Raw genomic sequence first — 23,565 nt, 5'->3', positions numbered from 1 at the left:
ACCGGCATGGAACCCGCAGGCATGTCAGTGTTACCCGAACAGCGCGTTCTCACCACCCTGCACACCGTGGCGCTGGCCGTGCAGGCCCTCGGTCATGGCGGCGTCGCGGCCGAGCTGGTGCTGGACGGCAGTGGCATCACCGCCGGTGAGCTGGACAACCCGGCGCGCCTGATCAGCCATGCCCAGGAACTGCGCGTGCTGGCTAATGCCTGTGCGTATAACCGCGACCCGGCGCTGGGCCTGAGCCTGGGCAAACGCATGCACGTTTCGGCCTACGGCATCCTCGGTTACACCATGCTCGCCAGTCGCACCCTGGGCGAGGCGTTGCGCCTGGCCATCGCCCACCCGGCGCTGCTCGGCACCTATTTTCAGCTCAATCTGCTGGCAGCCGATGACGAAGTCCGGCTGACCGCTGCCGGCTACCGCTACGCCTCGCAAATGGAGGTGTTCAATACCGAGCTGTGCCTGGCCTCGCTGCTCACCGTGGTGCAGGACCTGCTCGGCGAGTCGGTACGCCCGCGCCGTCTGCTGCTGGCCTACCGCAGCCCGCCACATGGCGCCAGCTATGGCGAGAAACTCGGTTGCCCGGTGGAATTCGGCGCCGGCAGCAATGCCCTGTGCTTCAATCCCGCGCTGCTCGAACGGCCTCTGCCGCTGGCCGACCCGGTCAGTCATCAGCACGGCCTGCAGCAGTGCCTGCAGTTGGAAACCCAGTTCCACAGCCGCCAGGACCTGTGCGAGCAGATCCGCCAGCAACTCAATGGCGACCTGGCCGGCTGCGCTAGCCTGGAGCAGGTGGCGGGCCGCCTGCACCGCTCCGCGCGCACCCTGCGCCGTCATCTGCAACAGCTCAACACCAGCTTCCAGCACCTGCTCGACGAGGTGCGCTACGACAAGGCGCGCCAGCTGCTGCAGCAGACCGACCTACCGATCTACCTGATCGCCGAACAGCTCGGCTACAGCGAAGCGGCCAGCTTCCGCCACGCCTTCCAGCGCTGGAGCGGCCTGGCGCCGAGCGACTTCCGCCGCTAGCCGCCGTAGCCCGGACTTCAGTCCGGGAGTCCAAACACCGCAGTCCAGCATTCCCGAACTGAAGTCCGGGCTACCTTGGGTGCCGAGCGCAACTTGGCCGCAATTATCCCCTTTTGACCGGAACTATCGTTCTGCCCATCCAGGGCCGCTGACAGAATCACTCGAAAGCGCCCCTCGGGTCTCGATGCGATTATAAAAAACCAATAAAAACAATTGGTTGGGAGTTGTTTGCGGATGACTTGCGCGATTTCGATCGAAACCCTGAGCATGGAGTTCGGCGCCCCGGGCCATGGCATGAAGGCCCTGGACGAGGTCTCCCTGGAGATCGGCGACAACGAGTTCTTCACCCTGCTCGGCCCTTCCGGCTGCGGCAAGACCACCCTGCTGCGCTTGATCGCCGGTTTCGAGCAGCCCAGCGCCGGGGTGATCCGCCTGTATGGCGAACCGATGCAGGACCTGCCGCCATTCCGCCGCCCGGTCAACACGGTGTTCCAGAGCTATGCGCTGTTCCCGCACATGACGGTGGCGCAGAACATCGGCTTCGGCCTGGAGATGCAGGGCAAGCCCAAGGCCGAGATCGCCGCCACCGTCGAGCGCATGCTGGCGCTGGTCAAGCTACCGGACGTCGGCAATCGCCGCGCCGACCAGCTCTCCGGCGGCCAGCAGCAACGCATCGCCCTGGCTCGCGCCCTGGCCAGTCGGCCGCGGGTGCTGCTGCTCGACGAGTCGCTGTCGGCGCTGGACCAGAAGCTGCGCAAGGAAATGCAGATCGAGCTCAAGCGCCTGCAAGCCGAGACCGGCATCACCTTCATCTTCGTCACCCATGACCAGGAAGAAGCGCTGACCATGAGCGACCGCATCGCGGTGATGAGCCAGGGGCGCATCCTGCAGATCGGCACGCCCAGCGAGATCTACGAGAGCCCGGTCAACCGCACCGTGGCCGACTTTATCGGCGAGACCAATTTCCTCACCGGCGACCCGTTCAGCGGTGGCGTGCGCCTGGCCGATGGCCAGCTGCTCAGCGTGCCGTGTAGCCAGACCACTCCGGTGACCCTGGCCATTCGCCCGGAGCGGGTGGCGCTGAGCGAGTCGGGCAATCTCACCGCCGAGGTGGAGGAGGTGGTGTATATCGGCACCGACACCCTGTACCTGCTCAAGGTCGCCGGCCAGTCAGGCTTCCGCGTGCGCCAGCAGAACCGCGGCGGGGCCCTGCAGAGCCTGGCGCGTGGCGCCCAGGTGCGCCTTGATGTGCCGGCCGCCGCGGTGCGGGTGCTGGTCGAATGAGTACCCCGCGCGAACTGGCTGATCGCCGCCAACTGCTGCGTCGGTTGGGGCTGATCAGCCCGAGCATGCTGGTGCTGGCGGTGTTCCTGGTCGCGCCGCTGGCGATCATGCTGCTGGTGTCGTTCCTGCAGTCCGGCGACTACGGCGGGGTGAAGTGGGGGCAGTATTCGGTCGACGCCTACGTCAACTTCCTCTACGAGCGCGACTTCGACGACAGCCTGGTGTTCAACACCGATTACCTGGGCATCTTCCAGCGCTCCTTCTGGCTGGCCGTGACCACCACCCTGGGTTGCCTGCTGATCGGTTTTCCCACCGCGTTGTACCTGGCGCTGCAGAGCGAGAAGAAGCGCAACCTGCTGCTGTTCCTGGTCACCGTGCCGTTCTGGACCAACCTGCTGGTGCGCGTCTACGCCTGGATCCTGCTGCTGCGCAACGGCGGCCTGGTGGATGGCCTGCTCGGTTTCTTCGGTATCCCGGAAGGCACGGTCAGCCTGCTGTACAGCGATGTGGCGGTGATGATCGGCCTGCTCTACACCTTCCTGCCGTTCATGGTGCTGCCGATCTACACCAGCCTGGAGAAGCTCGACTGGCGCCTGGTGGAAGCCGCCTTCGACCTGGGTGCCAACCGTTGGCAGGCGCTCAGGCGGGTGATCCTGCCGCTGGCCCTGCCGGGCATGCTGGCCGGCGCCACCCTGGTGTTCATCCCGGCGCTGGGCAACTACATCATTCCCGAGCTGCTCGGTGGCGGTAAGGCGCTGATGATCGGCAACCTGATCCAGCTGCAGTTCGGATCCGGACACAACTGGCCGCTGGGTTCGGCGCTGGCCTTCGCCCTGTTCAGCCTGGTGCTGCTGGCCCTGCTGTTCAACGGCTTGCGCCAGCGTGGCGGGGAGGTGCGCGCATGAACCTGCAGGGTCCGCTGTGGCGCTTCAGCGGTGTGCGGCCGGCCGCCTGGGTGTTCTTCGCCTTCCTGTATATCCCGATCATCGTGCTGGTGCTGCTGAGCTTCAACGCCGGTCAGTCGGCCACCCTGTGGCAGGGTTTCAGCCTGAAGTGGTACGGCGTGGTGGCGGCGGATGCGGAAATCCTCCGCGCGGCGAAGAACTCGCTGATCGTCGCGACCTGCGCCACGCTGATCTCCACCAGCCTGGCGACCCTGGCGGCGCTGGGCATGCACGGCCGGCGCTTTCGCGGCCAGGGCGTGATCCATGGGGTACTCGGCCTGCCGTTGCTGGTGCCGGATATCGTCTGTGCCGTGGCGATCCTGATGTTCTTCGCCTTTATCGGCCTCAAGCTGTCACTGCTGACCATCCTCATCGCCCATGTGGTGTTCTGCACGCCGTTCGCCTATCTGCCGATCCGCGCTCGCCTGCAGGGCATGAATCCGCAGCTGCTGGAGGCTGCCGCCGACCTGTACGCCTCGCCGTGGCGGGTGTTCTGGCGGGTCAGCTTCCCGCTGCTGCTGCCGGGCATCCTCTCCGGGGCGATGCTGGCCTTCATCATTTCGATGGACGACTTCGTCATCACCTACTTCGTCGCCGGGGCCGGCTCGACCACCCTGCCGGTGTACATCTTCAGCTCCATTCGCATGGGCATATCGCCGAAGATCAATGCGATTTCTTCGATCATGCTCGTGCTTTCCATTCTTTTCGTCGCACTGTCGTACTACATCGGCCAGCGCAAGCGCTGAGCCCACAACTGTCGCAAGGAGCAACAAGAATGATCCGTCGCACCCCGCTCGCGCTTTCCGTTGTGTTCGCCATGGGCCTGTCCGGCGCCGCCCAGGCCGCCGGCACGCTGAACTTCGCCAACTGGTCGGACTACTACCCGCCGGAGCTGCTGAAGAAGTTCGAGGCCGACACCGGCATCAAGGCCACTCTCGACGCCTACGACTCCAACGAAACCCTGCTGGCCAAGCTCAAGGCCGGCGGTGGCAACTACGACGTGGTGGTGCCGTCGGACAGCTTCATCCAGATCATGGTGCAGGAAGACCTGCTGCAGAAGTTCGACAAGAGCAAGCTGCCCAACCTGGCGAACCTGGCGCCGACCTTCCAGAAGCTCGACTTCGACCCGGCCCATGACTACAGCGTGCCGTACCTGTGGGGCACCACCGGCTACAGCTACGACAGCGCCCAGGTGCCGGGCGGCAAGCTCGACGAAAGCTGGGGGCCGTTCTTCGAGCCGCCGGCCGAGCTGAAGGGCAAAGTGGTGGCGCTCAACTCGATGGACGACCTGTTTCCGCCGGCGGCCTTCTACCTGGGCGTCGACCGCTGCACCGAGAACCCCGAAGACGTGAAGAAGGTGATGGAGCTGCTGCTCAAGCAGAAACCCATGCTGGCCATGTACAACAGCGATGGCACCATCGAGCGCATGGCCGCCGGCGAAGTGGCCATGCACCAGCAATGGAACGGTGCCTTCCACCGCGCCAAGGAGCAGCGCGCCAGCCTGACCTACGTCTACCCGAAGGAAGGCATCGCCACCTTCATCGACAATTTCGTGATTCCCAAGGGCGCCACCAACGTCGCCGAGGCCCATGTGTTCATCAACTGGATGATGCAGCCAGAGAACATCGCCGCCGCCTCCAACTTCGCCAAGTACAACAACGCCGTGGCCGGCGCCGAGAAGTTCATGGACAAGGCGCTGTTCGATGATCCGGCGATCAATACCCCGGCCGACAAGCTCGACCGCCTACGCTCCTTCCAGCTCTGCTCGCCGAAGGCGCTGAGCCTGCGCAGCAAGGTGTGGACCAAGCTGAAGAAGTAAGCCGATAGCTGCTGCGCTGGCTCATGCGGCGTTGGCGGTGACGGGAAAAGTGCTCATTGGCAGTTGCCAACTGCGCTTTTCCCCGCCCCCGCCGCCTTGCCTGAGCTGCGCTCGCGACGCTCTCGAAATCCCCACCACAGAACGGACCCTTGCGAGTCCGGGGAGCCTCTTATGCTGACGATTTACAGCGACGACCATCATCTGCACCACGGCAAATACGAGCTGATCGATGGCCAGCTCACCCCCTGTTTCGAGAAGCCCAGTCGTGCCGACATGGTCCTCGCGCGCGCCCAGGCGGTGCAGCTGGGTGAAGTGGCCAAGCCACGCGAGTTCGGTCTGGACCCGGTGTTGCGGGTGCATGACGAAGGTTTCGTGCACTTTTTGCGTAACGCCTGGAGCGAGTGGTCGGCCCTCGGCCGCAGCCACGACATGCTGCCTTTCACCTGGCCCAACCGGCGCCTGCGCCAGACCATTCCGGACTGCATCGACGGCAAGCTCGGCTACTACAGCTTCGACGCCGGCGTGCCGATCACCGCTGGCAGCTGGCAGGCCATCAGCGCCTCGGCCAACGTCGCCCTGACCGGCCAGGCCGAGCTGGCCAAGGGCGCGCGCGGGGTGTTCTCGCTGTGCCGGCCGCCGGGTCACCACGCCGCTGCCGACTACATGGGCGGTTACTGCTACCTGAACAATGCCGCCATCGCCGCCCAGGCCTGCCTGGACCAGGGCGCCGCGCGGGTGGCCATTCTCGACGTCGACTACCACCACGGCAACGGCACCCAGGACATTTTCTACGATCGCGCCGACGTGCTGTTCACCTCGATCCACGGCGACCCGCGCTTCGAGTACCCGTTCTTCCTCGGTTATGCCGACGAGAAGGGCGTGGGCGTCGGCCAGGGCTTCAACTTCAACTACCCGCTGGCCGCCGGCAGCGACTGGGCCGTATGGAGCCTGGCGCTGGCCGCCGCCTGCCGGCAGATCGCCGCCTACGCGCCGGATGTGCTGGTGGTGTCGCTGGGTGTGGACACTTTCAAGGAAGACCCGATCTCGCAGTTCAAGCTCGATAGCCCGGACTACCTGCGCATGGGCGAAATCATCGGCAAGCTCGGCGTGCAGACCCTGTTCGTCATGGAAGGCGGCTATGCGGTGGAAGAGATCGGCATCAATGCGATCAACGTGTTGCAGGGCTTCGACAGCGTGACTGCCGTCTGACCGACCCAGTGACCCGTTGAGGTCACGCCGTAGGGCGGGTGAAACCCGCGGGTTTCACCCGCCCTACGGCTAATCCGGCAGCGCGGCGTGGCTTAGCCCTTGTCGGCCTTGGCTTGGCCATCCTTGTTGAACACATAGAACAGGTTCGGCTCACTGACCATATAGATGGTGCCGTCCTGGTCCATGGCTACCCCTTCGGCGCGCGGGATGCGCTGGTCCAGGCCGTTCATACCGCCCAGCAGGCTGATGAAGCTGAGTGCCTGGCCGTGCTCGTCCAGCTCCAGCAACAGGTTGGACTGCGCCGACAGCGCCAGGATGTGCCCGGTCTGCGGGTCGACGCTAAGGGCCGAAAGGTTGCGCATGTCCAGGCCATGGTCGGGCAGTAGTTGCAGGACCGAGGACAGCAGCTGCTTGCCGTTGCTGGCCAGGCTGAACATGGCAATCGGGTTGCGCTCCTTGCCCAGCAGCAGGCGCTGCTGGGTCGGGTCCCAGGCGATCCCTTCGAAGCCCTTGTTGCCGGCGTCCGGGTAGCCGAGGTCGAACGGCTTGCCGTCGGCCAGGTCGAGTTCGCGGGTCAGCGGGTTCAGTTCGAAGATCGACAGGTTGCGCCGGCGCTCGTCGATCACCGCGACGTTGCCGTTTTCCAGCACTGCCACGCCTTCTGGGTTGGCAAAACCCTTCAGGGTGATGCGTCGCAGCACCTCGCCCTCGCGGCTGATCTCCACCAGGGTAGGTTGCTTGCCGGTAACGGTGAACAGGGTGCCGGTGACCGGGTTGTAGGCCAGGTCCGAGGTTTCTCCGGCTTCCAGGCCGGCCAGTGCCTTGCCCTGCAGGGTGGCGCGGTAGCCGGGCAGCCAGATGCTGGCGGCGCGCTCGGCGCTGGGCAGGTTGTGCTCCTTGAGCCAGAGCAGGGTGCGGTCATCCCAGTGCAGGAAATTGATGGCGGCAACGGTGGCGGCCAGGCTGCCGGCCAGGGCCAGTGACAGCCAGGGGCGGCGGGGAAGGGCGAGGGACTGCATCGGGGGCTGCTCGACTGGATCGAGCCCCTGAGACTACGCGGTGGCGATGAAAGTTCTGTGAAGCGCAGGTGAAAGTCGTGCCAGTACGCCTACACCTGGCTGCACCGGCAAGACCGGTGCGTGGTTTCAGAGTACCCGCGTACTGAAGGCGGCGTGCCCACCCAGGGCTATTTCCAGCTGGTTGCCGCTGGCCAACGGGCCGACGCCGGCGGGGGTGCCAGTGGAGATCACGTCACCCGGCTGCAGGCTGAAATGCCCGGCGATGTGCTGGATCAGGCCGATGATCGGGTTGAGCATGGCGCTGCTGTTGCCGTCCTGGCGCAGCTCGCCATTGATCGACAGGCGGATGCCGATATCGGCTAGATCCGGGTAGGCGTCACCGGCAACGAACGGCGCCAGCACATAGGCGCCGTCGAAGGACTTGGCCAGCTCCCACGGCAGGCCCTTTTCCTTGAGCTTGGCCTGCACGTCGCGCAGGGTCAGGTCCAGTGCCGGGGCGAAGCCGGAAATGGCGTCGCGCACTTCTTCTACCGAGGGTTTCTTCGACAGCGGCTTGCCGATCAGCACGGCGATTTCCGCCTCGTAGTGCACCACGCCGCGATCCTGCGGAATGGCGAAGCTGTCGTTCAGCGCCACCGTGCAGCTGCCCGGCTTGATGAACAGCAGCGGCTCGCTCGGGATCGGGTTGTTCAGCTCGGCAGCATGCTCGGCGTAGTTGCGCCCGACGCAGACCACCTTGCCCAGCGGGAAGTGGATCGGCGTGCCATCGGTGTACTGGTGCTGGTAGCTCATCCGCTTTTCTCCGAATCAAATGCTTATGAAGCGTCACGAGCGAAGGTCAGGCAAGGCGGCGGAGTCGGGAAAAAGCGGAGTTGGCTAGTGCCAATGAGCATTTTTCCCGGCTTCGCCAACGCAGCATGGCGCGCGTAGCCCGCAGTAGCTTCAGACGGGGAAGATTTTGCCGGGGTTCATGATCCCGTTCGGATCAAACACCGCCTTGATCGCCTTCATGTAGCCGATCTCGGCTTCCGAACGGCTGTAGTGCAGGTAGTCGCGCTTGGTCATGCCGACGCCGTGTTCGGCGCTGATCGAGCCGTTGTACTTCTGCACGGTCTCGAATACCCACTTGTTGACGATGGCGCACTTGGCGAAGAACTCGTCCTTGGACAGGCTCTCCGGCTTGAGGATGTTCAGGTGCAGGTTGCCGTCGCCGATATGGCCGAACCAGATCACTTCGAAGTCCGGGTAGTTTTCCCCGACGATACGGTCGATATCGTGGAGGAAGGCCGGGACTTTGCCGACGGTGACCGAGATGTCGTTCTTGTACGGCGTCCAGTGGCTGATGGTCTCGGAGATGTACTCGCGCAGCTTCCACAGGTTCTGCAGCTGCTGCTCGCTCTGGCTCATCACGCCGTCCAGCACCCAACCCTGCTCGACGCAATGCTCGAAGGTGGCCAGGGCCTGCTCGGCGACTTCCTCGGTGCTGGCTTCGAATTCCAGCAGGGCATAGAACGGGCAATCGGTGTCGAACGCCGGCGGCACGTCACCGCGGGCCATGATCTTGGCCAGGGCCTTGTCCGAGAAGAATTCGAAGGCGGTCAGGTCGAGCTTGTTCTGGAAGGCGTGCAGCACCGGCATGATCGAGTCGAAGTCCGGGGTGCCGAGGACCATCGCGGTGAGGTTCTTCGGCGCGCGTTCCAGGCGCATGGTGGCTTCGACGACAAATCCGAGCGTACCCTCGGCGCCGATAAACAGCTGGCGCATGTCGTAGCCGGTGGCGTTCTTGATCAGGTCGCGGTTCAGCTCGAGCAGTTCGCCGGTGCCGGTGACGACTTTCAGGCCGGCCACCCAGTTGCGGGTCATGCCGTAGCGAATGACCTTGATCCCGCCGGCATTGGTGCCGATATTGCCGCCAAGTTGGCTGGAACCGGCGGAGGCGAAGTCCACCGGGTAGTACAGGCCCTTGTCCTCGGCGAACAGCTGCAGTTGCTTGGTCACCACGCCCGGCTGGCAGACCACGGTGCGGTCGAATTCGTTGAAATCGACGATCTGGTTCATGTAGTCGAAGGCCACTACCACTTCGCCATTGGCCGCTACGGCGGCAGCGGACAGGCCGGTGCGGCCGCCCGACGGGACCAGGGCGACCTTGTGCTCGTTGGCCCAGCGGACGATGGCCTGCACCTGCTCGGTGGTCTTGGGGAACACGATGGCGCTGGGTGCCGGGGCGAAATGTTTGGTCCAGTCCTTGCCGTAGGCATTGAGGGAGTCGGCGTCGGTAAGCACCTTGCCGGGCTCGACCAGGGTCTTCAGCGCTTCAATCAGGGCAGGATTGGTCATCTGGGGAACTCTCAAACAATTCATGGTCACCCTGAGCACGCTTCATCGGCCAGGGGTGGGTGTTTCGCGGGGCTCGTATGCTAGCATACGCCCCCCGTGAATCGTGCCCCCGCGCCGATCTGCGGGCCCGGTCAGCAACGCTGCTGACGCTTCTCCTGACACTATTCGTGGGACAACAGGTACTCCGATGAGCAAGACCTCTCTCGACAAGAGCAAGATCAAGTTCCTTCTGCTGGAAGGCGTGCACCAGAATGCCGTCGACACCCTGAAGGCCGCCGGCTACAGCAACATCGAGTACCTCAAAGGCGCGTTGTCCGACGACGAGCTGAAAGAAAAGATCGCCGACGCCCACTTCATCGGCATCCGCTCGCGCACCCAGCTGACCGCCGAGGTGTTCGACTGCGCCAAGCGCCTGGTCGCCGTCGGTTGCTTCTGCATCGGCACCAACCAGGTCGACCTGAACGCGGCCCGCGAGCGCGGCATTGCCGTATTCAACGCACCGTTCTCCAACACCCGCTCGGTCGCCGAGCTGGTGCTGGCCCAGGCCATCCTGCTGCTGCGCGGCATCCCCGAGAAGAACGCCTCCTGCCACCGTGGTGGCTGGATCAAGTCGGCGGCCAACTCCTTCGAAATCCGCGGCAAGAAGCTGGGTATCGTCGGTTACGGCTCGATCGGCACCCAGCTCTCGGTACTCGCCGAAGCACTCGGCATGCAGGTGTTCTTCTATGACACCGTGACCAAGCTGCCGCTGGGCAACGCCACTCAGGTCGGCAACCTGCACGAGCTGCTGGGCATGGCCGACATCGTTTCCCTGCATGTGCCGGAGCTGGCTTCCACTCAGTGGATGATCGGCGAGAAGGAAATCCGCGCCATGAAGAAGGGCGGCATCCTGATCAACGCCGCCCGTGGCACCGTGGTGGTGCTGGAAGCGCTGGCTGAGGCGATCAAGGACGAGCACCTGATCGGCGCCGCCATCGACGTATTCCCGGTCGAGCCGAAGTCCAACGACGAAGAGTTCGAAAGCCCGCTGCGTGGCCTGGATCGCGTGATCCTCACCCCGCACATCGGTGGTTCGACTGCCGAAGCGCAGGCCAACATTGGTCTGGAAGTGGCCGAGAAGCTGGTCAAGTACAGCGACAACGGTACTTCGGTTTCGTCCGTCAACTTCCCGGAAGTGGCCTTGCCGGCTCACCCTGGCAAGCATCGCCTGCTGCACATCCACGAGAACGTGCCGGGCGTGATGAGCGAAATCAACAAGGTGTTCGCCGACAACGGCATCAACATCTCCGGCCAGTTCCTGCAGACCAACGAGAAGGTCGGCTACGTGGTGATCGACGTCGACGCCGACTACTCCGACCTGGCCCTGGAAAAGCTGCAGCACGTCACCGGCACCATCCGCAGCCGCGTGCTCTTCTAAGCGTCGTGCGTTGCAAGAAAAAGGGAGGCTTCGGCCTCCCTTTTTTCGTTTCCGTCCGCTTACTCCACGGTAATGCTGATCGGCTCGGATATCACCGGCGGATCGAAGGGTACGTGGTTCTTGTCGGCAAACAGCAGGCGCAGGCTGTGCTGGCCGGGCGGTAAGGTGAGCTCGGTCTCGGTCTGACCCTTGCCGAAGTGGCGGATCTGCTCGCTCATCGGCAGTGCGCTGTCCAGTAGAGGCATGCTGCTGACATCCACCAGCAGGTGGTGATGGCCGGTGGCCGGGAAGTCGACGCCGGCCGGGGCCACGCCCATGCCCTTGAGGCCGAACTTGACGGTGAAGGTCTGGCCGACGGTAGCGCCATCGGCCGGCTCGATGAAGTACACCTGGGCGCCATCGGGCGCTGGCAGTTGCGGCGCTTCTGCTGCGCTCAGGGTCGGCAGGGGGCTGGCGCAAAGCAGGGCGGCAAGGCCCAGGGTGCGCAGGGAAGGATTCATGCGGATGCTCCTTTTGCGGGTGTCCAGCACTGACCTTAGGCGATGCGGCGGGTTCTGCCCGGTCAGCCGTCGTGCCGCTCCAGGCGTGTCAGCTCGGCAGCCGCCTCGGCCAGTTGGCTTTCATTGAACACCCTGACCCCGGCGCGGCGCAGCAGGGCGGCGGTGACGCCTTCGCCGTCGACCAGCGTGCCGCTGAAGCTGCCGTCGTAGTTGTGCGTGTTGCCACAGGACGGGCTGCGCGCCTTAAGCACGGCGACCCGCAGGCCATGCTGGCGGACCAGCTGCAGGGCGATCTCGGCGCCGGCGACGAAGGCTGCAGTAACGTCTTCGCCCAGGTTGGTCAGCACCGGTTGGCTGCCGTCGAGCACCTGGGCGCCCTGGCCTCCGGGGATCTCTGCCGGCGGTCGCGGAGTCGGCAGGCCGCCGGCCACTTCCGGGCACAGGGCGACGATGCGGCCTTCCTCCTGCCAGCGCTGCAGCAGGTCGAACGGGCCGTGGGCGCCACCGTCGTAGCGCACCTTGTGGCCGAGCAGGCAGCGGCTGACCAGCAGTTTTTCCACAGGCACCTCCTCTGGCTCCCGTAGCCCGGATGCAATCCGGGAGGATGTTTATCGGCGGCGGAACCAGCCGGTCAGCGACAGGCGCTCACGGCTGGCGGGCAGGACTTCGTGGGGCAGCTCGGCAGACATGAACAGCACCAGGCTGCCGGCCTCGGGCAGCAGGTCGAGCGCGGTACCGTCCGCCGGATAGATGCGCAGGGCGCCGCCCTGCTCGGGCTGCCAGTCGTCATTCAGGTAGAACACCGCCGACAGGGTGCGGCGGTCGTCGTCGTGGAAACGATCCAGATGCTTCTGGTAGAAGGCGCCCGGCGGGTACAGGGCGAAGTGGCTCTCGTAGTCGGCCAGACCGAGGAAGAAGGCCTGGTTGAGCGCCTGGCGCAGCTCGTCCATGGCTGCCAAGTAGCGATCACAGGCCGGCTGCTGGCCGGCTTCCAGCCACTGGATCTGGTCACCGCGGATGCCCTCGCGCACCGCCAGGGCGCTACCGCGGCCGACGCCCGCCGGGTTCAGTGCGCCGTTTTGTCCACGGCTACGGCACTCATCGGCCAGTTCGCGGGTCAGAGAGTTTGGCAGGACGGCGGTCTGCCGCGACCAACCCTGGCGGGCGAGGTCGTCAATGATCGAGGGCAGCAGCTGTACATCGAGGTCGGTAGGCATGCCGGCGATTCTATCAGCGCTGCTGTCGCGCCTCGACAAGCTTGCCGTCACCCCGGAAAATGACGGCGCTTAGGGTCTGTTGGCGTTTTGCCACGGCCGCGACGGAGCCGGTTTTTGCGCGGGGCTAGGCGCGAGGAGTGAGGTTTGGTTATTCCAAATGAGCGACGAGTAACGACGCGCCGCGCAAAAACCGGCCCGTCCCTTCGGGTTGCGCGTCAAATGGCGCCATGCGGCGTTGCGGGACTTGGCAAGGGAATAACCATTGCCTGCGTCCCGCGCCTTGCCTGGCGCCATTTAGCGCAGCAACGCGTCCCGCGGCAAAACGTCAACAGACCCTACTAGGAGCCCCCCATGCGTGTCGTGTTCGCCTTCGTATTGCTGCTGTGCAGCCTGACTTCCCTTGCCGATGAGCATGCCCGCCTGTACCAGGCTGGTGGCTGGCCGGAGCAGCGCGCGCATTTCAGTGATGCCCTGGCGGCGGCGCAACTACGTTACCGCGATACCCTGCCGCCGGCGGTGTACCAGGCGCTGGTCGACAACAGCAATCGGCGCTTCGAACCACAGGCCATGGATCAGCGCGCCCAGGCCGCCCTGCGCATGCAGCTGGCCAATCCGCAGCCGGCGTTGCAGTTCTTCGAATCGCCGCTGGGGCGCAAGGTGATCGCCGCCGAGACCCTGGCCACCCGCCGCGACCAACTGGCCGCCCACGCCAACGGCCTGCCGCCCAGCGAGGCCAGCGCCACCCGTCGCCTGCTGATCCGTCACCTGGCCCAGGCCCTGCCGGCCAAGGAGGCCGGTGCCGAAGTCAGCCTGGCCCTGGCCGGCGTGGCGGCCGACAGCCTCAGCCAGATGCTGCCCGGCCTGTTCGGTGGCGGCCAGGCCGAGGCGCTGGTCAGCAGCCAGCGTGAACAGCTGATGCAGCAGATCGGCGCCGATCTGGATAACACCCTGCTGCATGTCTACCGCGAGCTGTCCGATCCGGAGCTGGATGAGTTCGTCGGTTTCGCCCAGTCCGCAGAAGGCCAGGCCTATTACCAGGCGGCCCTGGCTGCCCTGCGGGCCGGGTTGGCGGTAGGGCAGAGTGGTGCTGAACTGCAGCCGGCGCAGCAGGGCATCTGAACGCATTTTTTGTAGGAGCCAGCTTGCTGGCGATGCGCTTCACGCCAGGAATCGCCAGCAAGCTGGCTCCTACAAGTATCGGATCTTTAGCGCAGCCTTTCGCCGAGAAAAGCGAAGTACTGCCGGCGCAGCGCTTCGCTTTCGTTGACCAGGTGATGCCGCGCGCCCGACAGGCGCAGGATCTCCGGCTGGTCGAATTTGTCCTGCAGCACGTCCAGGTTGTGTTGCCAGTCCACCGTCATGTCGCTCTCGCCCTGCACGATCAGCGGGCGCTGGGTGCTGCGCGGTGCCGACTCGATGCGCGGAATCCACTTGGCCAGGGCGCCGACCCAGGCCGTCGGCAGAGTGCGTGGCTGCAGCGGGTCGCGGTGCTCGACGAAGTGCAGGAAGTCGCTGTCGCTGGAATTGTCCGAGAAACGTCGCGGAATGGCCGACTTGAACGGGCTGAGCAGGTGGTAGCTGAGCTTGGACAGACCCCAGGCGCGCGGCCGCACCAGTGGCGCCAGCAGGATGGTGGCGCCGGGTTGTGGTTGCGGTGTGCCGTTGAGCAGGTAGTCGAGCAGGATGCCGCCGCCGGTGCTTTGCCCGCAGAGGTGCCAGGGTTGCGGCAGGTCGAGGCTGGCGGCCTGGTCGAGCAGACCAAGCAGGGTGTGCTGGTAGGTGGCGAAGTCGTCGATGCTGGCGCGTGGCCCGGCGGACAGCCCGTGCCCGGGCAGGTCGCATGCCAGTACGGCGAGGTTCAGGCTCAGCGCCCAGTCGATCACATGCCGGTACAGACCCATGTGGTCGTAGTAGCCGTGCAGCAGCACCAGCGTGGCCTGTGGCTCGGCGGGCAGCCAGAGCTGGGTGACGATACGCAGGCCGTCCAGTTCGAAACAACCCAGCTGGCTGCGCACCCCCGTACGGCTACTGGCCAGGTCGAGACCGTAATAACGCTGGTAGGCCTGTTCCTCGGCACTCAGCGGCTGCGATGCTGCGGCCAAGGGTCGCAGGTGGCTGCGCAGGCGTTCGGCCTGGAAGTGCTCTGAGGTGGGGCTTGGCATGCTGGTCATCGATTCTGTGCGCGTTCGGCGGGGTGGTCGTTGATATTCAGCTGTACGGCGTGGCGTGGCAAGCTATGCGCCCCACCTGCGAAGTTCGCCCATGCCTGCCTCACGCCTGAAAGTCCTGCTTGCCAGCCTGCTCGCCATCGTCTGGCTGGGCGCCATGCTGGCCGCGTTCTGGTGGTTCGAGGCGCGTTATATCCGCCCGTTCGATGAGCGCACCGAGCTGTTCTCCGGCGCGGCCCTGCGTCTGCCGGCCGAACTGGCCGGGCCCGGGGCGATCCGCGTGGTGCATTTCTGGGGCCCGGCCTGCCCGTGCAATGTCGGCAACCAGCAGCACCTCGCCGAGCTGCTGCAGACCTATGTGCCGCGCGGGGTGCAGTTCTATGTGCTGCAGAAGGCCGGCAGCCAGGGTCAGCTGCCGGAGGACCTGCGCGCCTTGCAGTCGCTCGCGGCCCTGGCTGGCAGCGAGCAGTTGCCGGCCAGCCCGGCGGTGGCGATCTGGGACCAGCAGGGCCGGCTGGCCTATTTCGGTCCCTACAGCGAAGGGGCGCAATGCACCTCGAGCAACAGCTTTATCGAACCGATCCTCGAGGCCCTCAGCGCCGGTCGTCCGGTGCGCGCCGACAGCAACCTGGCGGTGGGCTGTTTCTGCGACTGGCCGCCCGAGACGGAGCGCTAGTCGTTCGGCCAATTTGTCCGACGATCGGCGCTGACTGACGGACCAGATTCCTGGCGAGCCACCCTGCAGCTGCTACTACTCTGATGGCCACTATTTTGCCGTCATAGGGATGTCTACACGGGAGGGATGCCATGCACACCAGTTTCTATCAGCAGGCCGATCGCCTGATGCTCGCCGTACTGGCGGGCCTGACCCTGTATGCGTTCGGCCTGGCCTTCTGGCATGCGACCTGGGTCATGGCCCTGATCGTCGCTGGCGGCACGTTGCTGAGCATGAGCGTGCTGTACTTCCTGGTCGGCGGCTCGCGCCTGTACCGCTGCCTGATGGGCGTGGCCTTCATGGTGCTGTCGGCGCTGCACATCCAGCAGAGCCATGGCCTGATCGAAATGCACTTCGGCATCTTCGTCCTGCTCGCCTTCCTGCTCTATTACCGGGATTGGCTGCCGATACTCCTGGCCGCCGCGGTGATCGCCGCCCACCACCTGGGTTTCTTCGTGGCCCAGCAGCAGGGCGAGCTGATTCGCCTGGTGGCGGCGGATAGCGGCTGGCCGGTGATCTTCATTCATGCCGCCTACGTGGTGGCCGAGACCTTGGTGCTGCTGGTGCTGGCACTGCACGGGGCGCGCCAGGCCGCGGCCGGCGAGGATCTGCAGCGCACCTCGGTACACCTGCTGCGCGATGGTCAGGCCATCGACCTGGCTTACCGCAGCGCCTCGGCCGATCCCCTGGCGCAGCGCTTCAACCGCTTTCTCGAGCTGCTCGATCGCTTGGTCAGCCGGGTGGTGACAGCCGGCGATGAGCTGCATGGCACCAGCAGCCACCTGAGCCATTCCACCGCGCAGCTGAGCCAGGGGGCGGAGACCCTGCTCACGGTGTCGCAGCAGATGGGCGGGGCCATCGAGCAGTTGTCCGTGGCTGTGGGGCGTGTCTCGGCCGGAGCCGAGGACGCGGCGGCCACGGCGCGCCAGGCCGACGGCGATGCCTGCGCGGGGGTCAAGGCAATTGCCGAGACCCAGGCCGGCATCCGTGCCCTGGCCCAGGACATGGAAAGCAGCGGCGCGGTGATTCTCGCCCTGGCCGCCGATACCCAGCAGATCGGCCGGGTGCTGGAAGTGATCCGTGCGGTCGCCGAGCAGACCAACCTGCTCGCGCTGAACGCGGCCATCGAGGCGGCGCGTGCCGGTGAGCATGGGCGCGGCTTTGCCGTGGTGGCCGATGAGGTGCGCCAGCTGGCTCAACGTACCCAGCAAGCCACTGGTGAGATCCAGGGCATGATCGAGTCGCTGCAGGCGGGGGCCGAGCGTTCGGTGGCGGCCATGCAGCACAGCCATCAGGAGGTGGCCCGCTGCGTCGAGCACACCGAACAGACGGTGCGGCTGCTGGATCGGGTGCATTGCTCGATCGAGGCGATCAAGTCGATCGGCCTGTCCACCCGCGAACAGCTGGCGGCTGTCGACGAGGTGGCGCGGCTGATCGATAGCGCGCGGGCGATTGCCGGCAGCACTGCCCTTGGTGCTGCCGAAGTGGCGGAAGACAGCCAGCTGCTGGAAAGCCTGGCGAGCAATCTCGGCGCCCTGTGCGGCGAGTTCAGCGTCAGTCGTGCCGGGCCACGCGGCGAGGCGCCGTCGGCTGAGCGCTACCAGGGCAGCTGGGGATTGCAGCCGGCCTAGGCCGGTAGGCATACCTCGGCATCGCCGCAGGCCTGGCCGGCGCTATCGAAGCGCCGCTCCACCAGGCGCAGACTGCCGTCGGCGTTGAGTAGCAGCGCGCTGCTGGCACAGGTGCCGTAGCCGGGGCCGACGATAAAGATGCTCGACAGCAGCAGCTCCCAGTCCACGCCAATACCCGTATCCGGCAGCAGCACCCGCGGCGGCTGGCGTGGATCGCTGAGCAATTCCAGCAGGCGCTGCGGTTGCGGATCATCCAGGCAGCCGGCGAGGCCGGCGCTGGCACGCACGACCTTTGGCCAGGGCGTATCCAGCTCGGCATTGGACAGGCCGTAGAGGCCGGCTTGCAGACGCCGCGTCTGGCCTTCCTCGGAGTTGAAGTAGTACAGCGCGTCGCGGTTGCCCAGTAGCAGGTTGAAGCCGCTGTACTGCTCCAGGCGCTCGCTCAGCTCGGCCAGGTAGTGCTCGGCGTCCAGCGTGCCGCGCAGGAAGTCCACCGGCAGCTCCCCGCGCGAGCGCGGGCCCTTGGCCTGGCGCGGGTCGCGGATATTGGTCAGGGCGGCGAAGCGACCATCGGCGCTCACCCCCAGCCAGGTGCCACCGGCCTGCAGGTCGCGCCCGGCGTACAGGCCGGGCGCATCTGGCCACTCGCCGAGGGCCAGGCTCGCACGGTTGTAGAATTCGTCGCGGTTGGCCGCCAGCACCAGTGGCTGGGCGTGGCCGGGGCGCCAGGCGAAAACGATCAGGCACATGGGCTTCTCCTTGTGCCCGGAGTCTATCAGTGTAGCGGCGGGCATCCATCGCCTCGGCTGGAGGGGGCGGGGCGCATCCGTTACCATGCCGCTTGGTTTTCGGGGGTATTGATGGAATTCCTGCTCTATATGCTGCTGGGCGCGGCGGCCGGCGTGCTGGCCGGGCTGTTCGGCGTCGGTGGCGGCATCATCATCGTGCCGGTGCTGGTATTCAGTTTCACCGCTCAGGGCATCGACCCGAGCGTGCTGACCCACCTGGCCGTCGGCACCTCGCTGGCTACCATCATCTTCACTTCGATCAATTCGGTGCTGGAGCACCAGCGCAAGGGCGCAGTGCTGTGGCCGGTGTTCACCTGGATGACCCTCGGCATCCTCCTCGGTGCTGGCTTTGGCGCGCTGACCGCAGCGGCCATCCAGGGCCCGCTGCTGCAGAAGATCATCGGCGTATTCGCCATCGTCATCGCTATCCAGATGGGCCTGGAGTTGAAACCCAAGGCCAGTCGCACGGTCCCAGGCAAGGCTGGATTGACGGCTGCCGGCGGGGTGATCGGCTGGGCTTCGGCGATTTTCGGCATCGGCGGCGGTTCGCTGACCGTGCCGTTCCTCACCTGGCGCAGCGTGCCGATGCAGCAGGCGGTGGCCACCTCGTCGGCCTGCGGTCTGCCCATTGCGGCGGCCAGTGCGTTGAGCTTCATGCTGATCGGCTGGAGCGAGCCGGGCTTGCCACAGTGGAGCCTGGGTTTCGTCTACCTGCCGGCCATGGCCGGTATCGCCATCACCAGCATGTTTTTCGCCCGCTTCGGCGCGCGCCTGGCGCATAAACTGTCGCCGCGCCTGCTCAAGCGTCTGTTCGCCCTGCTGCTGTTATGCGTGGGCGTGAATTTCCTGATCTAAGGAGTTTTGAATGCTGCCTTACCCGCAGATAGACCCGGTTGCCCTCGACCTGGGCCTGATCAAGATCCACTGGTACGGCCTGATGTACCTGATAGGCATCGGTGGCGCCTGGCTGCTGGCCTCGCGCCGGCTGGCCGGTTTCGACGCGAGCTGGAGCAAGGAGAAACTCTCCGACCTAGTGTTCTGGGTGGCCATGGGTGTGATCCTCGGCGGGCGCCTGGGCTATGTGCTGTTCTACGACTTCGCCGCCTATATCGCCGAGCCGCTGAAGATCCTCCGCGTGTGGGAGGGTGGCATGTCCTTCCACGGCGGCCTGCTCGGCGTGATGCTGGCCACCTGGTGGTTCGGCCGGCGCAATGACAAAAGCTTCTTCCAGCTGATGGACTTCATCGCCCCGCTGGTGCCGATCGGCCTGGGTGCCGGGCGCATCGGCAACTTCATCAACGCCGAGCTGTGGGGCAAGGCCACCGACCTGCCCTGGGCGATGGTCTTCCCCACCGACCCGCAGCAGCTGGCGCGTCACCCTTCGCAGCTGTACCAGTTCGCCCTCGAAGGCCTCGCGCTGTTCGCCATCCTCTGGTTCTACTCGCGCAAGCCGCGCCCGACCATGGCCGTGTCCGGTATGTTCGCCGTGTGCTACGGCATCTTCCGCTTTATCGTCGAGTTCGTCCGCGTGCCGGATGTCCAGCTCGGCTACCTGGCCGGTGGCTGGCTGACCATGGGCCAGATCCTCTGCCTGCCGATGATCCTCGGCGGCCTCGGTCTGATCGCCTACGCCTACAAGCGCCAAGCCGCCCTGGGAGCCGCGCAATGAAACAGTACCTCGACCTGATGCGCCTGGTGCGCGAGACCGGCACCTTCAAGAGTGACCGCACCGGCACCGGCACCTACAGCCTCTTCGCCCACCAGATGCGCTTCAACCTGGCCGATGGCTTCCCGCTGGTGACCACCAAGAAGTGCCACCTGAAATCGATCATTCACGAGCTGCTGTGGTTCCTCCAGGGCGACACCAACATCCAGTACCTGAAGGACAACGGCGTGCGCATCTGGGACGAGTGGGCCGACGAGAACGGCGACCTCGGCCCGGTCTATGGCTACCAGTGGCGCAGCTGGCCGGCGCCGAATGGTGAGTCGATCGACCAGATCAGCAAGCTGATCGAGATGATCAAGACGAACCCGGACTCGCGCCGCCTGATCGTCTCGGCCTGGAACCCGGCGCTGGTCGAGCAGATGGCCCTGCCGCCGTGCCACGCGCTGTTCCAGTTCTATGTGGCCGACGGCAAGCTGAGCTGCCAGCTGTACCAGCGCTCGGCGGATATCTTCCTCGGCGTGCCATTCAATATCGCCAGCTACGCCCTGCTGACGATGATGATCGCCCAGGTCTGCGACCTGCAGCCTGGCGACTTCGTCTGGACCGGCGGCGACTGCCACCTGTATGCCAACCACATCGAGCAGACCGACCTGCAGCTGAGCCGCGAGCCGCTGCCGTTGCCGGTGATGAAGCTCAACCCGGCGGTGAAGGATATCTTCGCCTTCAAGTTCGAGGACTTCGAGCTGCAGAACTACCAGGCCCACCCACATATCGCTGCGCCAGTCGCCGTTTAAGGCGTCGCGACGGGCTACGTCAGCTCTGCCGCCAGCTGCGTGACCTGCGCCTGGCGTTCGGCCTGCTCCAGGCGCGCGCCGGGATTCAGCGACGACCATTCGGGATGCGCGCGGGCCTTGCGCAGGGCCTCGGGCAACTGGCCTTCGCGCCAGCTCTTGTCCTGCGGCGGGGCCAGCTGGATCGCCGTGGTTGCCGCATGGCCGCGGGCATCCAGAGCGGCCAGCAGCTGGCGCTGGCGCAGGGCGAGCAGGCGCAGCACGCCGTCATCCACCGTCAGTTCGCGCTGGCCCTTGAGTTTGCCGAGCAGGCGTTTGCCATAGTTGCGCGCGGTCTGCAGGCCGCCGCCGGCCAGTGCGCCAAGCAGCGCCGCGGCGCCGAGGGTAAGGCCGCCGACCAGCAGGTCGATGCCGGCGCCGGCGGCTGCACCGGCGGCCATGCCGCCACCAATATTCACGCCGAGCTGGCGCAGGGTCTCCGGGTTGAACAGGTCGTCGCCCCAGCGCCCGTCCAGCAACGGCAGGTCGCCGGCACGGGCATCCTCGGTGCGGAAGGCATACAGGCGCAGCAGCGCGTCGACGCAGGCCTGCTCGCGCTGGCGGATGGCCTGGTGCAGGGCGCCGATCTCGCCCTGCTCGATAGTCGTCTGATGGGCCACGCTGCGCCGGCAGGCGGCGCAATCCAGCAGCAGTTCAGCGATCAGCCGCGCGCCAGCCTGGTGGCGGGCGGCGGCTTGCGCCGCATGGTCGTCGATCAGCCGCTGCAGTTGCGGGCGCGAGCGTTCCAGCAGCAGGGCCAGGCTCTCGTACAGGCGCTGTTCGCCATCCAGCGGCGGTGCCACCGTGTCGAAACACACCAGCGCATGCAGGCCGAGGCGGGCCAGCGCTTCGCGCCACTGCGGCTCGCGCTGCTGGGTGCTGGCGCTGAAGTTGAGCACCGGTAGCAGCGGCTTGCCGGCGCCGGCCAATACGGCCAGCTCGTCCTTGTACTTGGCCAGCACCGGCTCGCGAACGTCGATCACGTACAGCCCGGCATCGCAGGCCAGCAGCTGGCGCAGCACCTTGGCCTCCTGCTCGAAGCGCTGGCGCGCCTCGCTGCTGTCGAGAAAGCGCGTCAGCCGTGCCGGGCCATCCAGGCGCTCACCGGGGCGCTGCAGGCGTTCCAGGTAGTCGAGCAGGGCGATGGCGTCTTCCAGTCCGGGGGTGTCGTACAGCTCCAGCAGCGCTTCGCCGGCCACCGACAGGCGCGCACCTTCGACATGGCGGGTGGTGCTGGGGCGATGGGAGACCTCGCCGAAGCCGACGTCGCGGGTCAGGGTGCGCAGCAGCGAGGTCTTGCCGACATTGGTGTGGCCGACCACGGCCAGTTTGAGTGGCTTGGTCATGTACGGCCCTCTCCCCCGGCCCCTCTCCCGTAAACGGGAGAGGGGTGACTCGAGCCTGTCGCAGCCTGCATGGACTGCCCCCTCGCCCATTTATGGGAGAGGGTTGGGGAGAGGGGGCCGTCAGGCCGTAGCCCGGATGCAATCCGGGGCGGAGCTGCCTGCTTCCCGGATTGCATCCGGGCTACGGGATCAGTCATGGCCGCTCTCCAGCCAGGCCAGCGGTGCGCTGTCGGCAAACGGCAAGTTCAGGCGCTGCAGCGCGCTATGCCAGTCACCCAGGCGCTGGCTGTCGAGGGCTTCGCCAGGAGGCGGCTGCAGCAGCCAGATGCGCGTGGCGGCGGCCGTGCGTGCCAGCTCGCCGAGCAGCGCCAGGGTGCCGCGGTCCGGCGAGCGGCGCGGGTCGAGGGCGATGGCCAGGCGTGCCGGCGGGAAGCGGCCGAGCTGGTCGAGCAGCTGCTGGCGCTGCTCGCGGCTGTCCAGCACGCCGGCATCGGCGAGGCTCTTGGGCAGGGCCGGCGGCCAGGGGCGTTGCGGGTCCAGCTCGATGGCCACCAGCACAGCGCCGCTGCTGTCCAGGCGCGTGCTGCCAGCGTGGGCCTCAGTCAGCTGCGCTGGCGCGGCATCCAGCACGCCGAGGCGTTCGCTGGTCGGTTGCAGGCGTTCGCCGAGCAGGCGGTAGCCGGGTAGGTTGAGGTCGAGCGCGAGGCGCGCGCTGCCGTGTTGCCAACGCCACAGGCACAGCAGCAGGAGCACCGCGCGCGGCAGAATGCCAAACACCAGCAGCACGCCGAGCAGCCAGCCGGCCCAGGCATGCCGCGCGGCTTCACTGGTCAGGGCGTTGTCGCCACTGGCACGGATGGTTTCGGCATCCGGCACGGGGAAACCGAGCAGCGCGGGCAGGCTGCCGAGAAGCTGGGTCAGGGCGACGAAGGTATCGCTGCCGAGCAGGGTGGTTTCCCAGACGAAGCCATAGCGGCGGGTGCTGAGCAGGATCAGCAGCATCAGCCCGGCACTGAGCAGCGCCACCAGCCACAGGCCGTGTACCAGCAGGCCGAGCAGCCAGCGGTTGAGCCGGCGGCGTTGCAGCAGCAACACCAGGGCCGGGCCGAGCTGGGCGGCGCTGGCATCGCGCGCCAGTTTTTCGCTGAGCCACAGCCACAGGCGGCCGAGGCCGGCGCTGTGGTCGCCGGCCAGCAGCAGGCCGAGGGCCCAGCCGAGCAGCAGAAGCAGGTGCAGGCCGAGCAGGCTGCCCAGAGCCCAGAACACATTCACCGGGCGGCTGCCATCGCCCAGTGCGGCCAGGGCCAGGCCGGCCCCGCTGAGCAAGGCCAGTACCAGCAGCAGGCCGAGGGCCAGACGCGCGCCTTGCAGCCAGTGCTGCTGGGCCTGCAACTGACCGTCACGCTGGGCGAGGAACAGCGCGCGGGCCTCGATGCGGCTGGCCAGGTCGCTGCCGCTCTGGCGGGCCAGGCGGTTGGCTTCGCCGTCCTCCAGCGGGCCGGCATGCTCTTCGCGCAGGCGCAGGGTTTCGCACAGCCAGAGGCGTTGCAGGCGCTTGAGTGGGGTGTGTGTCACGCAGCATTCCGTTGACGAGTCGAAACTGAAGGATAACCCCTGCGCGCCACAGCTGGGCAAGCCGGGCT

General features: G+C 66.2%; 23 protein-coding genes. 13 read left to right on the top strand and 10 right to left on the bottom strand.

Annotated features, from left to right (window positions below; genetic code table 11):
* Window positions 1-21 precede the first annotated feature (21 nt).
* The 6 genes from LRS11_RS03930 to LRS11_RS03905 all read left to right on the top strand — a co-directional run bounded on the left by LRS11_RS03930 (window position 22) and on the right by LRS11_RS03905 (window position 6,288).
* Window positions 22-1,032 carry an AraC family transcriptional regulator gene (locus LRS11_RS03930; protein WP_260495611.1) on the top strand — a complete coding sequence of 337 codons (1,011 nt, stop codon included), beginning with the start codon at window positions 22-24 and terminating at the stop codon, window positions 1,030-1,032.
* 234 nt (window positions 1,033-1,266) lie between these two features.
* Complete coding sequence (locus tag LRS11_RS03925; RefSeq protein ID WP_260495610.1) at window positions 1,267-2,316, top strand: ABC transporter ATP-binding protein; 1,050 nt, start codon at window positions 1,267-1,269, stop codon at window positions 2,314-2,316.
* A complete protein-coding gene (locus LRS11_RS03920) occupies window positions 2,313-3,221 on the top strand; it encodes an ABC transporter permease (RefSeq protein WP_260495609.1) in 909 nt (302 codons plus the stop codon). Before LRS11_RS03925 ends, LRS11_RS03920 begins: the two co-directional genes overlap by 4 nt.
* Complete coding sequence (locus LRS11_RS03915) at window positions 3,218-4,006, top strand: ABC transporter permease (RefSeq protein WP_260495608.1); 789 nt, start codon at window positions 3,218-3,220, stop codon at window positions 4,004-4,006. Before LRS11_RS03920 ends, LRS11_RS03915 begins: the two co-directional genes overlap by 4 nt.
* A gap of 29 nt (window positions 4,007-4,035) precedes the next feature.
* A complete protein-coding gene (locus LRS11_RS03910; protein ID WP_260495607.1) occupies window positions 4,036-5,079 on the top strand; it encodes an extracellular solute-binding protein in 1,044 nt (347 codons plus the stop codon).
* Between the two features lie 171 nt (window positions 5,080-5,250).
* Entirely contained in the window at window positions 5,251-6,288 is a 1,038-nt protein-coding gene (locus LRS11_RS03905) for a histone deacetylase family protein (RefSeq protein WP_260495606.1), read from the top strand.
* Between the two features lie 92 nt (window positions 6,289-6,380).
* On the opposite strand, the gene LRS11_RS03900 is transcribed toward LRS11_RS03905, so the two are convergent.
* The 3 genes from LRS11_RS03900 to LRS11_RS03890 all read right to left on the bottom strand — a co-directional run bounded on the left by LRS11_RS03900 (window position 6,381) and on the right by LRS11_RS03890 (window position 9,644).
* Window positions 6,381-7,307, bottom strand: a complete 927-nt coding sequence (locus LRS11_RS03900) for an SdiA-regulated domain-containing protein (RefSeq protein WP_260495605.1) — start codon at window positions 7,305-7,307, stop codon at window positions 6,381-6,383.
* A gap of 126 nt (window positions 7,308-7,433) precedes the next feature.
* On the bottom strand, window positions 7,434-8,099 hold the full coding sequence (locus LRS11_RS03895) for a fumarylacetoacetate hydrolase family protein (protein WP_260495604.1): 666 nt from the start codon (window positions 8,097-8,099) through the stop codon (window positions 7,434-7,436).
* 150 nt (window positions 8,100-8,249) lie between these two features.
* Window positions 8,250-9,644: an FAD-binding oxidoreductase gene (locus tag LRS11_RS03890; RefSeq protein WP_260495603.1), complete on the bottom strand. Its 1,395-nt coding sequence runs from the start codon at window positions 9,642-9,644 to the stop codon at window positions 8,250-8,252.
* Window positions 9,645-9,831: 187 nt separating this feature from the next.
* Between LRS11_RS03890 and serA the strand changes: the two genes are divergently transcribed.
* Window positions 9,832-11,061 carry a phosphoglycerate dehydrogenase gene (serA, locus tag LRS11_RS03885; RefSeq protein WP_260495602.1) on the top strand — a complete coding sequence of 410 codons (1,230 nt, stop codon included), beginning with the start codon at window positions 9,832-9,834 and terminating at the stop codon, window positions 11,059-11,061.
* A 59-nt stretch (window positions 11,062-11,120) separates the two neighbouring features.
* Here serA and LRS11_RS03880 read toward each other — a convergent pair whose 3' ends face one another.
* The 3 genes from LRS11_RS03880 to LRS11_RS03870 all read right to left on the bottom strand — a co-directional run bounded on the left by LRS11_RS03880 (window position 11,121) and on the right by LRS11_RS03870 (window position 12,778).
* Window positions 11,121-11,561 (bottom strand): DUF4399 domain-containing protein, encoded by a 441-nt coding sequence (locus tag LRS11_RS03880; RefSeq protein ID WP_260495601.1) that lies wholly within the window; start codon window positions 11,559-11,561, stop codon window positions 11,121-11,123.
* A gap of 62 nt (window positions 11,562-11,623) precedes the next feature.
* Entirely contained in the window at window positions 11,624-12,121 is a 498-nt protein-coding gene (locus tag LRS11_RS03875) for a DUF523 domain-containing protein (RefSeq protein ID WP_260495600.1), read from the bottom strand.
* Between the two features lie 48 nt (window positions 12,122-12,169).
* Window positions 12,170-12,778: a 2OG-Fe(II) oxygenase gene (locus LRS11_RS03870; RefSeq protein ID WP_260495599.1), complete on the bottom strand. Its 609-nt coding sequence runs from the start codon at window positions 12,776-12,778 to the stop codon at window positions 12,170-12,172.
* Between the two features lie 351 nt (window positions 12,779-13,129).
* On the opposite strand from LRS11_RS03870, the gene LRS11_RS03865 reads away from it, so the two are divergent.
* The gene (locus LRS11_RS03865) at window positions 13,130-13,897 is read left to right on the top strand and encodes a hypothetical protein (protein ID WP_260495598.1); all 768 of its coding nucleotides are present in this window, start codon (window positions 13,130-13,132) and stop codon (window positions 13,895-13,897) included.
* 86 nt (window positions 13,898-13,983) lie between these two features.
* Here the strand turns inward: LRS11_RS03865 and LRS11_RS03860 are convergent, their stop codons facing one another.
* Window positions 13,984-14,940: an alpha/beta hydrolase gene (locus tag LRS11_RS03860; RefSeq protein WP_260495597.1), complete on the bottom strand. Its 957-nt coding sequence runs from the start codon at window positions 14,938-14,940 to the stop codon at window positions 13,984-13,986.
* A 100-nt stretch (window positions 14,941-15,040) separates the two neighbouring features.
* Between LRS11_RS03860 and LRS11_RS03855 the strand changes: the two genes are divergently transcribed.
* Both LRS11_RS03855 and LRS11_RS22330 read left to right on the top strand, forming a co-directional pair.
* Window positions 15,041-15,622, top strand: coding sequence for a DUF6436 domain-containing protein (locus tag LRS11_RS03855; protein WP_260495596.1), 582 nt, complete (start codon window positions 15,041-15,043; stop codon window positions 15,620-15,622).
* A gap of 131 nt (window positions 15,623-15,753) precedes the next feature.
* On the top strand, window positions 15,754-17,292 hold the full coding sequence (locus LRS11_RS22330) for a methyl-accepting chemotaxis protein (protein WP_312026993.1): 1,539 nt from the start codon (window positions 15,754-15,756) through the stop codon (window positions 17,290-17,292).
* On the opposite strand, the gene LRS11_RS03845 is transcribed toward LRS11_RS22330, so the two are convergent.
* Window positions 17,289-18,041, bottom strand: coding sequence for an NRDE family protein (locus LRS11_RS03845; protein WP_260495595.1), 753 nt, complete (start codon window positions 18,039-18,041; stop codon window positions 17,289-17,291). The genes LRS11_RS22330 and LRS11_RS03845 overlap by 4 nt on opposite strands.
* A 111-nt stretch (window positions 18,042-18,152) precedes the next feature.
* Here LRS11_RS03845 and LRS11_RS03840 point away from each other — a divergent pair, with 111 nt between their 5' ends.
* Genes LRS11_RS03840 through LRS11_RS03830 form a run of 3 tightly spaced genes read left to right on the top strand, consistent with a single transcriptional unit; the run spans window position 18,153 to window position 20,540 of the window.
* Window positions 18,153-18,935 (top strand): sulfite exporter TauE/SafE family protein, encoded by a 783-nt coding sequence (locus LRS11_RS03840; protein ID WP_260495594.1) that lies wholly within the window; start codon window positions 18,153-18,155, stop codon window positions 18,933-18,935.
* A gap of 10 nt (window positions 18,936-18,945) precedes the next feature.
* Entirely contained in the window at window positions 18,946-19,749 is an 804-nt protein-coding gene (gene lgt, locus LRS11_RS03835) for a prolipoprotein diacylglyceryl transferase (RefSeq protein ID WP_260495593.1), read from the top strand.
* Window positions 19,746-20,540, top strand: coding sequence for a thymidylate synthase (locus LRS11_RS03830; protein WP_260495592.1), 795 nt, complete (start codon window positions 19,746-19,748; stop codon window positions 20,538-20,540). The genes lgt and LRS11_RS03830 overlap by 4 nt, the downstream gene beginning before the upstream one ends.
* Window positions 20,541-20,554: 14 nt before the next feature.
* On the opposite strand, the gene LRS11_RS03825 is transcribed toward LRS11_RS03830, so the two are convergent.
* Together LRS11_RS03825 and LRS11_RS03820 are read right to left on the bottom strand one after the other, a co-directional pair.
* Window positions 20,555-21,922 (bottom strand): GTPase/DUF3482 domain-containing protein, encoded by a 1,368-nt coding sequence (locus tag LRS11_RS03825; RefSeq protein WP_260495591.1) that lies wholly within the window; start codon window positions 21,920-21,922, stop codon window positions 20,555-20,557.
* Window positions 21,923-22,111: 189 nt separating this feature from the next.
* Window positions 22,112-23,497, bottom strand: a complete 1,386-nt coding sequence (locus tag LRS11_RS03820) for a DUF2868 domain-containing protein (RefSeq protein WP_260495590.1) — start codon at window positions 23,495-23,497, stop codon at window positions 22,112-22,114.
* Window positions 23,498-23,565 lie beyond the last annotated feature (68 nt).

It is taken from the genome of Pseudomonas sp. J452, from assembly GCF_024666525.1.
Classification (GTDB): Bacteria; Pseudomonadota; Gammaproteobacteria; order Pseudomonadales; family Pseudomonadaceae; genus Aquipseudomonas.
Note: the sequence above shows the minus strand (reverse complement) of the source record. Positions and strands in the feature narration are given on the sequence as shown.

Excerpts from the sequence above, each read along its gene's own strand:
- lgt (WP_260495593.1), top strand. The coding sequence starts at position 18,946 with ATGCTGCCTTACCCGCAGATAGACCCGGTTGCCCTCGACCTGGGCCTG.
- LRS11_RS03870 (WP_260495599.1), bottom strand. The coding sequence starts at position 12,778 with ATGCCTACCGACCTCGATGTACAGCTGCTGCCCTCGATCATTGACGAC.
- LRS11_RS03865 (WP_260495598.1), top strand. The coding sequence starts at position 13,130 with ATGCGTGTCGTGTTCGCCTTCGTATTGCTGCTGTGCAGCCTGACTTCC.
- LRS11_RS03890 (WP_260495603.1), bottom strand. The coding sequence starts at position 9,644 with ATGACCAATCCTGCCCTGATTGAAGCGCTGAAGACCCTGGTCGAGCCC.
- LRS11_RS03930 (WP_260495611.1), top strand. The coding sequence starts at position 22 with ATGTCAGTGTTACCCGAACAGCGCGTTCTCACCACCCTGCACACCGTG.
- LRS11_RS03840 (WP_260495594.1), top strand. The coding sequence starts at position 18,153 with ATGGAATTCCTGCTCTATATGCTGCTGGGCGCGGCGGCCGGCGTGCTG.
- LRS11_RS03845 (WP_260495595.1), bottom strand. The coding sequence starts at position 18,041 with ATGTGCCTGATCGTTTTCGCCTGGCGCCCCGGCCACGCCCAGCCACTG.
- LRS11_RS03900 (WP_260495605.1), bottom strand. The coding sequence starts at position 7,307 with ATGCAGTCCCTCGCCCTTCCCCGCCGCCCCTGGCTGTCACTGGCCCTG.
- LRS11_RS03920 (WP_260495609.1), top strand. The coding sequence starts at position 2,313 with ATGAGTACCCCGCGCGAACTGGCTGATCGCCGCCAACTGCTGCGTCGG.
- LRS11_RS03915 (WP_260495608.1), top strand. The coding sequence starts at position 3,218 with ATGAACCTGCAGGGTCCGCTGTGGCGCTTCAGCGGTGTGCGGCCGGCC.
- LRS11_RS03860 (WP_260495597.1), bottom strand. The coding sequence starts at position 14,940 with ATGCCAAGCCCCACCTCAGAGCACTTCCAGGCCGAACGCCTGCGCAGC.
- serA (WP_260495602.1), top strand. The coding sequence starts at position 9,832 with ATGAGCAAGACCTCTCTCGACAAGAGCAAGATCAAGTTCCTTCTGCTG.
- LRS11_RS03925 (WP_260495610.1), top strand. The coding sequence starts at position 1,267 with ATGACTTGCGCGATTTCGATCGAAACCCTGAGCATGGAGTTCGGCGCC.
- LRS11_RS03905 (WP_260495606.1), top strand. The coding sequence starts at position 5,251 with ATGCTGACGATTTACAGCGACGACCATCATCTGCACCACGGCAAATAC.
- LRS11_RS03895 (WP_260495604.1), bottom strand. The coding sequence starts at position 8,099 with ATGAGCTACCAGCACCAGTACACCGATGGCACGCCGATCCACTTCCCG.
- LRS11_RS03855 (WP_260495596.1), top strand. The coding sequence starts at position 15,041 with ATGCCTGCCTCACGCCTGAAAGTCCTGCTTGCCAGCCTGCTCGCCATC.
- LRS11_RS22330 (WP_312026993.1), top strand. The coding sequence starts at position 15,754 with ATGCACACCAGTTTCTATCAGCAGGCCGATCGCCTGATGCTCGCCGTA.
- LRS11_RS03880 (WP_260495601.1), bottom strand. The coding sequence starts at position 11,561 with ATGAATCCTTCCCTGCGCACCCTGGGCCTTGCCGCCCTGCTTTGCGCC.
- LRS11_RS03910 (WP_260495607.1), top strand. The coding sequence starts at position 4,036 with ATGATCCGTCGCACCCCGCTCGCGCTTTCCGTTGTGTTCGCCATGGGC.
- LRS11_RS03830 (WP_260495592.1), top strand. The coding sequence starts at position 19,746 with ATGAAACAGTACCTCGACCTGATGCGCCTGGTGCGCGAGACCGGCACC.
- LRS11_RS03825 (WP_260495591.1), bottom strand. The coding sequence starts at position 21,922 with ATGACCAAGCCACTCAAACTGGCCGTGGTCGGCCACACCAATGTCGGC.